The sequence below is a fragment of the Bacillus sp. FSL K6-0069 genome (assembly GCF_038007785.1).
GTDB lineage: Bacteria > Bacillota > Bacilli > Bacillales > Bacillaceae_G > Bacillus_A > Bacillus_A mobilis.
Genome location: NZ_JBBOXN010000001.1, coordinates 5,114,024 through 5,126,691, shown reverse-complemented (window position 1 = coordinate 5,126,691; position 12,668 = coordinate 5,114,024). Strand labels below are relative to the sequence as shown.

The 12,668-nt window shown below is 36.3% G+C and carries 10 protein-coding genes; 6 read left to right on the top strand and 4 right to left on the bottom strand.

The annotated features are described in order from the left end of the window. Positions 1 to 5: 5 nt before the first annotated feature. Entirely contained in the window at positions 6 to 329 is a 324-nt protein-coding gene (locus MHB74_RS26470; RefSeq protein WP_061680123.1) for a bacillolysin, read from the bottom strand. A gap of 404 nt (positions 330 to 733) precedes the next feature. On the opposite strand from MHB74_RS26470, the gene plcR reads away from it, so the two are divergent. Together plcR and papR are read left to right on the top strand one after the other, a co-directional pair. Next, the gene (plcR, locus tag MHB74_RS26465) at positions 734 to 1,591 is read left to right on the top strand and encodes a transcriptional regulator PlcR (protein WP_061680040.1); all 858 of its coding nucleotides are present in this window, start codon (positions 734 to 736) and stop codon (positions 1,589 to 1,591) included. An 89-nt stretch (positions 1,592 to 1,680) separates the two neighbouring features. Beyond that, positions 1,681 to 1,827 (top strand): quorum-sensing peptide PapR, encoded by a 147-nt coding sequence (gene papR, locus MHB74_RS26460; protein ID WP_000734741.1) that lies wholly within the window; start codon positions 1,681 to 1,683, stop codon positions 1,825 to 1,827. A gap of 17 nt (positions 1,828 to 1,844) precedes the next feature. Here papR and MHB74_RS26455 read toward each other — a convergent pair whose 3' ends face one another. The 3 genes from MHB74_RS26455 to cls all read right to left on the bottom strand — a co-directional run bounded on the left by MHB74_RS26455 (position 1,845) and on the right by cls (position 6,832). After that, positions 1,845 to 4,523: a DUF4084 domain-containing protein gene (locus MHB74_RS26455; RefSeq protein WP_061680039.1), complete on the bottom strand. Its 2,679-nt coding sequence runs from the start codon at positions 4,521 to 4,523 to the stop codon at positions 1,845 to 1,847. 128 nt (positions 4,524 to 4,651) lie between these two features. Further along, a complete protein-coding gene (gene uvsE / locus MHB74_RS26450) occupies positions 4,652 to 5,605 on the bottom strand; it encodes a UV DNA damage repair endonuclease UvsE (protein WP_061680038.1) in 954 nt (317 codons plus the stop codon). A 33-nt stretch (positions 5,606 to 5,638) separates the two neighbouring features. After that, positions 5,639 to 6,832 carry a cardiolipin synthase gene (gene cls / locus MHB74_RS26445; RefSeq protein WP_061680037.1) on the bottom strand — a complete coding sequence of 398 codons (1,194 nt, stop codon included), beginning with the start codon at positions 6,830 to 6,832 and terminating at the stop codon, positions 5,639 to 5,641. 299 nt (positions 6,833 to 7,131) lie between these two features. On the opposite strand from cls, the gene MHB74_RS26440 reads away from it, so the two are divergent. The 4 genes from MHB74_RS26440 (at position 7,132) to MHB74_RS26425 (ending at position 12,647) form a co-directional block, all read left to right on the top strand. Further along, entirely contained in the window at positions 7,132 to 9,243 is a 2,112-nt protein-coding gene (locus tag MHB74_RS26440) for a heterodisulfide reductase-related iron-sulfur binding cluster (RefSeq protein ID WP_061680036.1), read from the top strand. A gap of 9 nt (positions 9,244 to 9,252) precedes the next feature. Then, on the top strand, positions 9,253 to 10,536 hold the full coding sequence (locus MHB74_RS26435; RefSeq protein WP_141658097.1) for an acetyl-CoA C-acetyltransferase: 1,284 nt from the start codon (positions 9,253 to 9,255) through the stop codon (positions 10,534 to 10,536). A gap of 56 nt (positions 10,537 to 10,592) precedes the next feature. Next, a complete protein-coding gene (locus tag MHB74_RS26430; RefSeq protein ID WP_061680034.1) occupies positions 10,593 to 11,444 on the top strand; it encodes a 3-hydroxybutyryl-CoA dehydrogenase in 852 nt (283 codons plus the stop codon). Between the two features lie 72 nt (positions 11,445 to 11,516). Then, a complete protein-coding gene (locus tag MHB74_RS26425; RefSeq protein WP_061680033.1) occupies positions 11,517 to 12,647 on the top strand; it encodes an acyl-CoA dehydrogenase in 1,131 nt (376 codons plus the stop codon). Positions 12,648 to 12,668 lie beyond the last annotated feature (21 nt).

The following is a 12,668-nucleotide window of genomic DNA, read 5'->3' as shown; positions in this document are numbered from 1 at the left end:
TTTACCTATGAGTGGTAAACTTCTTTTTTCTCATAAACAAGTATTTCAATAGAGAGTTTCGTCGCAGTCGCATCGCTCAGAATTTGAAGTATATCGCGTAATTTAGATTTTACTTCATTTTTCGACAAAAAATTTGTTATAGTAAGATTAGGTTGTTGGTCTAAATTTTGGACAACTTTACCACTAACAGTTGTAATTACTCCATTTTTATCTACTTTTACAATAAGATCTTGGCAATATACTTTGTAATTTTTGTAAGTTTGTGCAAGGTGAACTTCGGTTTGATTTTCTTTTGTTTCTTTATTGGTAGGTTGGGAATCTACATTCATTTCAGTTGTCATTCACTCTTGTTGAGCTTTAGCCTCGTTTATCTCACCCTTTAAATACTCTTTCGCCATATATTTTTATATCATTTTGAGGTTGTGTTAATTTTTAAATCGTTAAACTAGGCTGAGCGATTTCAACTTTTACTTCATTTCTAACTAGTTCTTGGGTGTGAATAGCTTCTGCTGATAAAGGATAAAGAAGACCGAATGTAACGAAAGCATGGGCAAATTTTCTATAGTTTATCTATAAAATTACTAGTCTATTATATGAGATGGATTGTATGAAAAATTTGCCGAATTTTATATATATTATGCATTATTTCATATCAAAAATTGTCGAATTCACATTATTGTAGTGGTATGACAACTTAACAAATTAAATTGTTACAATGGGATGGTGAGTAAGTATGCACGCAGAAAAATTAGGAAGTGAAATTAAGAAAATTAGGGTAATGAGGGGATTAACGCAAAAACAGTTATCCGAGAACATATGTCATCAATCGGAAGTGAGCCGAATTGAATCAGGCGCAGTATACCCAAGTATGGATATATTGCAAGGTATTGCAGCAAAGTTACAAGTTCCCATTATTCATTTTTATGAGGTACTCATTTATTCGGATATTGAGAGAAAAAAACAGTTTAAAGATCAAGTCATTATGCTTTGTAAGCAAAAAAAATATAAAGAGATTTATAATAGAGTATGGAATGAGCTGAAAAAGGAAGAATATCATCCCGAATTCCAGCAGTTTCTTCAATGGCAATATCATGTAGCAGCTTACATATTGAAGAAAATCGATTACGAATATTGTATTTTAGAATTAAAAAAATTATTAAACCAACAATTAGCTGGAATAGACGTATACCAAAATCTCTATATAGAGAATGCAATTGCAAATATTTATGCCGAAAATAATTATTTTAAGAAAAGTATTGAGTTATTTGAAGATATATTAAAACAATTAGATTCATTGCATGATAATGAAGAATTTGACGTGAAGGTAAGATATAATCATGCAAAAGCATTATATTTAGACGAGCAATATGAAGGGTCACTTTATCAAGTAAATAAAGCAATTGAAATATCATGCCGAATTAATAGTATGGCATTAATTGGACAGCTGTACTATCAAAGAGGTGAATGTCTAGAAAAGTTGGAGTATGATGAGGCAGAGATTGAAGATACATACAAGAAAGCAAGTTTCTTTTTTGATATATTAGAAATGCATGCATATAAAGAAGCGATCGTAAATAAAATCAATCAATGAATAACCCCAAAAAATGGATATGCATAATTGCATATGGTATGGATAAATTTTCATGATATATTAAAAGAAAAAAATGTGGGTGATGGAATATGAAAAAATTACTTATTGGTAGTTTATTAACGTTAGCAATGGCATGGGGTATTTCATTAACAGATACAGCTTTAGAGAAAAGCCAAGTAATTTCTCATAATGATCAAGAGGTACAATTAGCTTCGGACCTACCTTTTGAATATTAAAAAAACAACCGTCTTACTTAGACGGTTGTTTTTTTGTGGAGTAACCTCCAAACATCTTTACTAGAAACAGGCTTGCTAATAAAGAATCCTTGAATATGGTCACAGTTTTGTTCATATAAAAACTTCCATTGTTCTTCCGTCTCTACACCTTCTGCAATAACTTCTAAATTTAGTTCTTTAGATAGTGTAATGATAGAAGAGATAATTGCTTCCTCTAAAGGGCTATTTGTAATGCCGCAAATAAACTCTCGAGCAATTTTTAATGTGTTGATTGGATATTTTGTTAAATAAGCTAAAGAACTATAACCAGTTCCAAAGTCATCGATTGAAATTTGAATACCGAGATTTTGAAGCTGTTCTAGTTTTGTAACTACAGATTGATTTTGATTAATTGCAATACTTTCCGTAATTTCAATATCTAGTGCTTCCGGTTTTAGTTCTGTTTCTTCTAAAACCTTTGAAATAGTTGGGATTAAATCTGCATGGTTAAATTGAACAACAGATAAATTCACACCAACTTTCAAGTGAGAAAAACCTTGATTATGCCATCTTTTTGCTTCTAAGCAAGCGGTACGTAAAATCCAATTTCCAAGTTCAATAATAAATCCGGTTTCCTCCGCTAGAGGAATGAATTGGGCAGGAGATACGATGCCGAGTTTTGGATGCTTCCAACGGATTAGTGCTTCAAAACCGATAATTTGTTTTGTTGCTGTGCTTACTTGTGGCTGATATTCAAGGAAAAATTCATTTTGTTGTAATGCTTTTGCAAGTTCGCCTTCTAAGAATTGGATTTCATTTTGTGCGATACTCATTTCTTTTGAGAAGAAAACAAATCTGTTTTTTCCATTTGCTTTCGCGCGATACATAGCCATATCAGCATTTTTCATTAATTCTGTTACATCTGTTCCATAATCAGGGTACATGGCAATGCCGATACTTGGTGTAATAGATAGTTCTTCTTCTTTAATGAAGAATGGTTTATTTAAAATGGTTAAAATCTGTTCAGCTATAAAAGCCGCACTTTTCTCTGAGTACATATCTGGTAATAGAATTGTAAACTCATCTCCGCCTTGGCGAGCGACGACATCCTTTGAACGCAAGCAACTGCGTAACCTTTTTGCTACTTCAATTAATAATAGATCTCCGACATCGTGACCAAGTCTATCGTTTATTTTTTTGAATCGATCTAAATCAAGGAACATGACGGCAACATCATTCGCACTAGTTTGAGCTGTATTTAAAATCTTTTTCAAATCTTTTTCAAACTTTCGGCGATTTGGTAATCCAGTAAGCGCATCATGAAAGGCTAAGTGTTCTACTTGTTTTTGCTTTTCATATAAAGTTGTAATATCACGTGCTATGCCGAACATCCCAACAACTTCTTTGTTTATGAAAGTAGGGATGAGTGTAATGTGAAGGTAATAGTAATAGCCTTCTTTTTCTTTTGTGCGAACTTCTAAAGTTTGTGGTCTACCTTCTGTTGTTATTTGTAAAGCTTTCTTTAGTAGATCATGGTCTTTTGAGTCAATAAAGTGTAGAAGAGCATAGCTTTCTACTTCACAATAGTAGGCAGTAAATAGGCTTTCACAAGCTGTATTAGATTGCTGGAAAATACCATTCATATTTAAAGAGAAAACGGCATCAGGATGATCTTCGAATAAAGATTTATAGCGTTGTTCACTCTTTGATAACGCAGATGCACCTTCTTCTACTTTGCCTTCTAGTTGTGTAGTCAACTGTTCGTATGTATCGATTAATGCTCGATTATCCTTCCACATATAAAGTTGTCGTAGGAATAATAAGATGAGTGATAATACTAGACCGATTAACATGAATTTATCATTCCAAGGTTGAATGAGAATGAAGGAAAACGTAATGATTATACTGAAATAAGGCAATATAAAACGTACGTAGTCAAAGCGATAATACTTTGTTTTCGTTTCATGCTGCATTGGTTTATCCAATATGTATAGTATGGACGACAAACCAATTAATAAAATTGAAGCAGTATGTATTAAGTAAGAGACTTCAGAAGAAGTTTTCATCCCTGTGTTTAATTGAAACAGATGTATATATCCGTACACAAGTATGATAGTAAAGCCGATAATTAATGAAATTCTGCTAGCAGAATATTGTTCTCGTCTATATAGGCTAATAACGGCATAAATTACTAATGCTTGTGCAATAAAGTATCCAATTAAAACCCAATGATCTATCGTTAGCGTGCGAAAGCTTGAAAGGTCTAAAATAAAAGTTAAGGTAAAATAAATATTCATAATAACAATAAAGATGCTATCGAATGAAAATTGAGCAAGGCCTCTAATAGAGTAATGTTTTATAAATTTGATAGCAAACCCAGAAAAGAGCAAAATATATTGTATGATGAAAAAAGGTAGTGCCTTATATGAGAATATGACTTGATCATATATAGAAAGTGAATGAAGAAATAAAGTTATTTCCATAGTTAGTCCGCATATGCAAGTGCATAGTAATAAAACCCAAAATAATTTATCACTACGCTTCATTTTCTTAATAGCTTTATATAAGCAATAGCAAGAAAAGAGTGCAGCAAAACAAAATAAGAAGAGAATTCCAATTTCTTTTATATTCAAGTCCTTAGGGATAAGAAATATCCAAAGGGAAAATATAGTTATATACATCGTGACAAAGTATACATATTTTTTTTGATTAATCATATTATGACTCCGTTTCAATAAAGTTGAATCACAGGTGGAAAATGCTAATTCCAATCATAGCATATAAAATAGGGTGTTTTTTACTAAAAAAATTACTTTTTTTGAAAAAAATAGCTCAACATTACAATTTACCATTGTAATGTTGAGCTATGTATTCTTTTTACCCCTCTTATAGAGGATAATTCATGTATGAATTGCAGCATTGCTAAATCTTTCTGTTTACTTTCAATCATAATATCGAAATTATGATTGATTTTTTTTGCAATGTGTAAGAAAGGCTTGATAAACTCTAAATTAATATATTCAGCATGGGCCCTAAATTCTTTTTGGGATTTAGGGGAAGAAATATGAACTTTAGGAGGGATATTTGTATGTGACCAAGTTTCAAAAATTGCAGGAAGTAACACTTCTAGCGGTTCCTCGCAAAGGTTTGCTATGTGATGATGATAATCGAATACGAATGGGATCTTTTCTTTTTGGCAAATCGATAAAGTTTCAGCAGTTGTATATGTTTTATCATCGTTTTCAAGCGTCATTTGCTTTTTTATATGTGTAGGAAGTTTTTTTATATTTTCATGGAAACGCTCAACCGCTTTTTCTTTATTTCCATAGGCACCACCTACATGGATATTAATATAGGAAGAATCTGCAACGCCTATTGCATCTAATACTTTATAATGATAGGTCATATCTGTAATCGCGTTAGTTGTAATATGTGGCTTGTCACTTGTAAATAGCGTGAATTGATTTGGATGAAAACTTACTCGTAAATTGTGTTCTTTAATTAATGCTCCAATTTTACGCCAAAGCGGTGTAAATGCCCCGATATAATCAAACTCGACTTCAGGATGTGTTGCAAGTGGGACAATTGAAGAGGATAAACGATATAAAGGAATTTCATGCGCTATATTGTAATGAAGAATACGTATTGTATGCTCAAGATTTTGTCTTGTAACATCGTACAATTTATCTTCTCGTTCTTGTTTACTGAGCTTTTGAAAGCTTGTAAATGTCATCGTTTTGGCAGGAGAACAGTCCCACAGTGCCATTGCATGTGAGACATATCCAAACCGCATAATCATATGTGATACACCTCTTTTTACTCATTATCTTTCCTATAAGAAGAAAGCAAATATCGTTCCTATCCATTCTTTTCCCCTATCAATAAGGGAATGCGGGCTAACATCTTTAAAGGAAAGTAAGGACGCATTTTTTAGATCTTCATGGAATTTGTTTTTTACTATTTGTATAAAATGTTTATCATATAAAAGGCAGTTGATTTCATGATTAATATATAAACTTCTCATATCAAAGTTTGCAGTTCCAATATCACAAATATAATCGTCCGCTATAATAACTTTAGCGTGAAAAAAACCTTGTTGAAATGCGTAAATATTGCACCCAGCTTGTATTAACGTTCGGCAATATGGAAATTTTGCTTCTCGAACAAGGGCATGATCTGCTTTTTCTGGAACGAGAATCGTGATTTGAACCCCACGTTTTCGTGCTCTTAATAATGCGTTCATAATTTTTTTTCCAGGAATGAAATATGGTGTACCGATAAAGAGTTCTTTTTCCGTATTTTCAATTAAGTGTAAAAAAGTATGTTGTAAATAGGCCCCATCTGTCGGAATAAATTGATGTTGGATGGTACCAGGTTGCAGTTTTGGAAAATAAAGAGAAGTATCCAATAAGTTTTGGTTTGTATCATCAAACCAGTCATGTAAAAATTGTTTTTGTAAATCTTGTACACCTTCGCCTGTAAGACGTAAATGATAATCGCGCCATAATCCTAATTTTTGATTATGCCCTAAATATTCTTCTCCAATATTAAATCCACCAATATAACCAATTTTCCCGTCAATAACTGTAATTTTTCTATGGTTTCTTTGATTGGCAGAAAAGAAAAGAAAAGGAAATTTTACTTTGTGACAAAATGAAAAAGAGACACCATGTTTTTGTAGGGAGCGAATTGCCTCGTTTGATAAATGATGGCTTCCCAATCGATCGAGTAAAAGTCTTACTTCAATTCCTTCCTGTGCTTTATCGATAAGTAACTTTAAAAATTCACGACTGATTTTATCGTTTTTTACAATGAAGAATAAAACGTGCACATGGTGCCTTGCTTGTTGTATATCAGTAAATAAAGCATCATATAAATCTTGCCCGTATGTATAAAGGTGAAAATTACTTTGACGTAAAGGGAAGGTACGAGAGCGCACACGCTTTAAATGAAGAATTCTCCCATATAAAAGGTCAATTGTGATCCAAAGAGTAACGCATAGTAACAAGAGAGATAAGAAGAACATAAGTGAATTCCCTCCTTTGCATTCTTTTCACCTTCATTTTGCTGGTTACCTGGTAAAGCCCGATTGGTGAGGCTAATAGTCAGTAGGGAATAAACAGCTCTCTACTGATTAAAGTTTCACTTTATAGTTTCACCGAAATAAACAGCTTTATGAAAAAATATGTTGTTGTATAACAAAAAACTGTTGACTGAATGCTCACTCATTATATAATGAAGATAGGGGAAAAAATTCAGAAAATTATATGTTTTTGAAGATTCTAAAAAAGAAAGAAGGCTTACAAAGAGAGGGGTAGCATAAAAATGAATAGCTTACTTATCATGAATTGGCTGGCTGCCATTGCTGTTATTGCTTATGCGGGATATTTGTTTGTGTATCTTATACGAACGAGGATGGCCTACATACAGTTAGGAAAAAAGATTGAATTTGACCGTCGTTTTAAAGAGCGTTGGGACCTCCTTAAGGTCAATGTTTTCGGTCAGAAAAAGCTGCTGAAAGATAAGAAGAGCGGCATTATTCACGTTATGTTCTTTTACGGATTTATTCTTGTCCAATTTGGAGCAATTGACTTCGTTTGGAAAGGACTCGCACCAGGATCACATCTTCCACTTGGACCACTATACCCTGCATTTACATTCTTCCAGGAAATTGTCACACTTGTTATTTTAATTGCAGTCTTTTGGGCTTTTCATAGACGTTATGTTGAGAAGCTAGTTCGTTTAAAACGTAATTTCAAATCAGGTCTTGTTCTTATCTTTATTGGTGGCTTAATGATTTCTGTGCTACTCGGTAATGGGATGGGAATTATATGGCATGGCGAGGAGCTTTCATGGAGTGAACCAATCGCTTCTGCAATCGCTTACGTTTTCTCGGGAATAAATGAAACCGTAGCCATTTCTGTGTTCTATTTCTCTTGGTGGGTGCATCTACTAATTTTGTTAACGTTTTTAGTGTACGTTCCACAATCAAAACACGCGCATTTAATTGCGGGACCAGCCAACGTTTTCTTCGGTCGTCTTTCAAATCCAGGGAAACTTGAAAAGATTGACTTTGAAGATGAAACGCAAGAAACATTTGGTGTTGGTAAAATCGAAGACTTTAGACAAAATCAGCTTATTGATTTATACGCTTGCGTAGAGTGTGGTCGCTGTACAAATATGTGCCCAGCAACTGGAACAGGGAAAATGTTATCGCCGATGGATTTAATTTTAAAACTTCGCGATCATTTAACTGATAAAGGAGCAGCAGTGACATCAAAGGCACCGTGGGTTCCAGTAGTGGCTTTTAATAATACACAAGGAAATCAGTTAGCGATGATGGCAGCTGGGAAAGGGCAACAAGAATCAGCGGCTTCAACGCTAGCTTACGATCCGAGTTTAATCGGAGATGTTATTACAGAGGAAGAGATTTGGGCTTGTACAACGTGCCGTAACTGTGAAGACCAGTGTCCGGTTATGAATGAGCATGTTGACAAAATTATTGATTTACGCCGCTATCTCGTTTTAACAGAAGGAAAGATGGACGCGGAAGCGCAGCGTGCGATGACAAACATCGAGCGTCAAGGGAATCCGTGGGGACTGAACCGTAAAGAGCGTGAAACTTGGCGCCAAGGTGATGATGAAGTAACGGTTCCAACTGTAAAAGAAAAATCGAAAGCTGGCGAGGAGTTCGAATATTTATTCTGGGTTGGTTCAATGGGATCATATGATAATCGTAGTCAGAAGATTGCAATATCATTTGCGAAGTTAATGAACGAAGCAGGCATTTCATTCGCGATACTTGGTAATAAAGAAAAGAATTCTGGGGATACACCGCGACGTCTTGGAAATGAATTTGTCTTCCAAGAGATGGCGACAAAGAATATCGAGGAATTTGAAAAAGCAGGAGTGAAGAAAATCGTTACGATTGATCCTCACGCTTATAACACATTTAAAAATGAGTATCCAGACTTTGGCTTGCAAGCAGAAGTCTATCATCATACAGAATTGTTAGCTCAGTGGGTGAAAGAAGGACGATTAAAACCTGTTCACGCTATTGAGGAAACAGTTACGTACCATGATTCCTGTTATTTAGGAAGATACAACGAAGTATACGAAGCGCCGCGCGACATTTTGAAAGCAATTCCTGGTGTGAATCTTGTAGAAATGGCACGTAACCGTGAAACAGGAATGTGTTGTGGCGCAGGTGGTGGCCTAATGTGGATGGAAGAGACAGCAGGTTCACGTATTAACGTTGCTCGTACAGAACAAGCACTAGCTGTAGAGCCATCTATTATCGGTACAGGTTGTCCATATTGCTTAACGATGATTAGCGATGGGACGAAAGCGAAAGAAGTAGAAGAGAAGGTTCAAACTCTTGATGTAACAGAGATTTTAGAACGCTCTGTTATCGGACAGAAGAAAGAAGCGATTTAATTTATAGGAATGAATACAACTTTAGAGAGAGGTGCAATCATTGCACCTCTTCTCAACGTAAGAACACCGAGCGAGCGCTCGGTGCTAAAAAAAGAGATGGGGGAAATAGATATGAGTAAAACAGTTATTTTAAGTGCTGCAAGAACACCGGTTGGGAAATTTGGAGGATCTTTAAAAGACGTAAAAGCAACAGAACTTGGGGGAATTGCAATTAAAGCAGCGCTTGAAAGAGCAAATGTTTCTGCTAATGATGTGGAAGAAGTTATATTCGGAACAGTTATTCAAGGTGGACAGGGACAAATTCCATCACGCCAAGCTGCGAGGGCTGCTGGAATCCCTTGGGAAGTGCAGACGGAAACGGTGAATAAAGTTTGTGCATCAGGGCTTCGTGCGGTTACATTAGCGGATCAAATTATTCGTACTGGTGATCAATCACTTATTGTAGCTGGCGGTATGGAGTCGATGAGTAATAGTCCTTACATTTTACGCGGAGCAAGATGGGGATACAGAATGGGCAACAACGAAGTGATTGATTTAAACGTTGCTGACGGTTTAACATGCGCATTTTCAGGTATACACATGGGTGTTTATGGCGGAGAAGTTGCGAAGGAAGATGGAATCTCTCGCGAAGCGCAAGATGAATGGGCGTATCGTAGCCATCAACGCGCGGTTTCAGCGCATAAAGAAGGACGTTTTGAAGAGGAAATCGTACCAGTAACGATTCCGCAAAGAAAAGGCGATCCTATTGTCGTTGCAAAAGATGAGGCGCCACGCGCGGATACAACGATTGAAAAATTAGCGAAATTAAAACCTGTATTTGATAAGACGTCAGCGGTGACAGCGGGTAATGCACCAGGACTAAATGATGGTGGTGCTGCACTTGTACTAATGAGCGAAGACAGAGCGAAGCAAGAAGGAAGAAAGCCATTAGCGACAATTTTGGCACATACGGCAATTGCAGTGGAGTCTAAAGATTTCCCAAGAACGCCAGGTTATGCAATTAACGAATTGTTGAAAAAAACAGGCAAGACAATTGAAGATATCGATTTATTCGAGATTAATGAAGCATTTGCAGCGGTAGCAATTGCAAGTACAGAGATTGCAGGGATTGACCCAGACAAATTGAATGTAAATGGCGGCGCAGTGGCAATGGGACATCCGATTGGAGCAAGTGGAGCACGAATTATCGTTACACTTATTCACGCACTGAAGCAGCGCGGCGGCGGAATTGGAATTGCTTCGATTTGTAGTGGTGGCGGTCAAGGTGACGCAATTATGATTGAGGTTTGTTAATTTACGTGTAGGTGATTTTTGATTTATTAACAATTTATATTAAGGGGGAAAAAAGAATGGGTGTACAAAAAATAGTTGTAATTGGTGCGGGACAAATGGGATCGGGAATTGCGCAAGTATGTGCAATGGCAGGATATGATGTGAAGGTACAAGATTTAAAACAAGAGCAATTAGACAGAGGATTGGCTATTATTACGAAAAACTTAGCACGCCAAGTAGAAAAAGGGCGCATGAAGGAAGAAGAGAAGGAAGCTACGCTAAATCGTCTTACAGTAACGCTTGATTTAGATTGTGTGAAGGAAGCGGATCTTATTATTGAAGCAGCTGTTGAGAAAATGGATATTAAAAAGAAAATCTTTGCGAATCTAGATGAAATCGCTCCGGAACACGCAATTTTAGCGACGAATACGTCATCTCTACCAATTACAGAAATTGCAGCGGTAACGAAACGTCCGGAGAAAGTAATTGGTATGCACTTTATGAATCCAGTTCCGGTTATGAAGCTTGTTGAAATTATTCGTGGATTGGCTACAGATGATGCAGTCTATGAAACGATTGAAGATATTACGAAGAGAATTGGGAAAGTACCAGTTGAAGTAAATGATTTCCCAGGGTTTGTGTCGAACCGTATTTTATTACCGATGATTAACGAAGCAATCTATACGTTATATGAAGGTGTAGCGACGAAAGAAGCGATTGATGAAGTAATGAAACTCGGTATGAATCATCCGATGGGGCCTTTAACGCTCGCTGATTTTATCGGTTTAGATACATGTTTATACATTATGGAAGTGTTGCATGAAGGCTTAGGTGATAGTAAATATCGCCCATGTCCATTATTACGCAAGTATGTGAATGCAGGATGGTTAGGACGTAAAACGGGTCGTGGCTTCTACGTTTACGAATAAACTCCTCCCTTTATTAAAATAGTGGTCTTACCAAATTGTTAAAAAGATATATAGCAAACGGAGGCGAAGTATATGAATTTTCATTTTACTGAAGAGCAACAAATGATGAGGAAAATGGTTCGAGATTTTGCGCAGAAGGAAATAGCTCCCTTTGTTCCTAGTATGGAACAAGGGGTGTTCCCGAAAGAGATTTTGCAAAAGATGGGTGAGCTTGGACTAATGGGTATTCCAGCGCCTGCAAAATATGGCGGGGCAGAAATGGATTTTATTTCTTACATTTTAGCAATTGAGGAAATTTCAAAGGTAAGTGCAACGGTTGGTGTAATTTTAGCTGTACATACGTCAGTTGGAATGAATCCGATTTTATACTTCGGAACAGAAGACCAGAAGCAGAAATATGTTTCTAAACTTGCGACTGGTGAGTATTTAGGTGCATTTGCATTAACAGAACCAAATGCAGGATCAGATGCAGGGAGTTTGAAATCAAGAGCTGTAAAGAAAGACGATCACTACATTATTAATGGATCGAAAGTATTTATTACAAATGGTGGTGAAGCAAGTACATACATTGTATTCGCTTCTACAAATCCAGATGCAGGAAAAAGTGGGATTTCTGCATTTATAGTAGAGAAAGATACACCGGGCTTAATTATTGGAAAAGATGAGCACAAAATGGGACTTCTCGGTTCTCGCACAGTACAACTTACGTTCGAAGATATGAAAGTGCCGGCTGAGAATTTACTTGGTGAAGAAGGACAAGGATTTAAGGTAGCGATGGCGAATTTAGATGTTGGACGAATTGGAATTGGTGCACAGGCTTTAGGAATTGCGGAAGCAGCGCTTGCATGTGCAATTGATTACGCGAAAGAACGTGAGCAATTCGGAAAGCCAATTGCGGCGCAGCAAGGAATCGGATTCAAACTTGCAGATATGGCAACTAGTGTAGAGGCAGCGCGATTACTCGTATATAGAGCGGCATCGCTAAGAGCACAAGGATTACCATGTGGTAAAGAGGCATCTATTGCGAAATTATTCGCTTCTAAGACGGCTGTTGAAGTTGCGATTGAAGCGGTGCAAGTATTTGGTGGTTACGGTTATACGAAAGACTATCCAGTAGAACGATTTTTCCGTGATGCGAAAATCACGCAAATATATGAAGGAACGAGTGAGATACAGAAGCTTGTTATTAGTCGAGCTTTATAAAAGGACCAGGGGGAGACAGGC

Excerpts from the sequence above, each read along its gene's own strand:
- MHB74_RS26470 (WP_061680123.1), bottom strand. The coding sequence starts at position 329 with ATGAATGTAGATTCCCAACCTACCAATAAAGAAACAAAAGAAAATCAA.
- plcR (WP_061680040.1), top strand. The coding sequence starts at position 734 with ATGCACGCAGAAAAATTAGGAAGTGAAATTAAGAAAATTAGGGTAATG.
- papR (WP_000734741.1), top strand. The coding sequence starts at position 1,681 with ATGAAAAAATTACTTATTGGTAGTTTATTAACGTTAGCAATGGCATGG.
- MHB74_RS26455 (WP_061680039.1), bottom strand. The coding sequence starts at position 4,523 with ATGATTAATCAAAAAAAATATGTATACTTTGTCACGATGTATATAACT.
- uvsE (WP_061680038.1), bottom strand. The coding sequence starts at position 5,605 with ATGATTATGCGGTTTGGATATGTCTCACATGCAATGGCACTGTGGGAC.
- cls (WP_061680037.1), bottom strand. The coding sequence starts at position 6,832 with ATGTTCTTCTTATCTCTCTTGTTACTATGCGTTACTCTTTGGATCACA.
- MHB74_RS26440 (WP_061680036.1), top strand. The coding sequence starts at position 7,132 with ATGAATAGCTTACTTATCATGAATTGGCTGGCTGCCATTGCTGTTATT.
- MHB74_RS26435 (WP_141658097.1), top strand. The coding sequence starts at position 9,253 with ATGAATACAACTTTAGAGAGAGGTGCAATCATTGCACCTCTTCTCAAC.
- MHB74_RS26430 (WP_061680034.1), top strand. The coding sequence starts at position 10,593 with ATGGGTGTACAAAAAATAGTTGTAATTGGTGCGGGACAAATGGGATCG.
- MHB74_RS26425 (WP_061680033.1), top strand. The coding sequence starts at position 11,517 with ATGAATTTTCATTTTACTGAAGAGCAACAAATGATGAGGAAAATGGTT.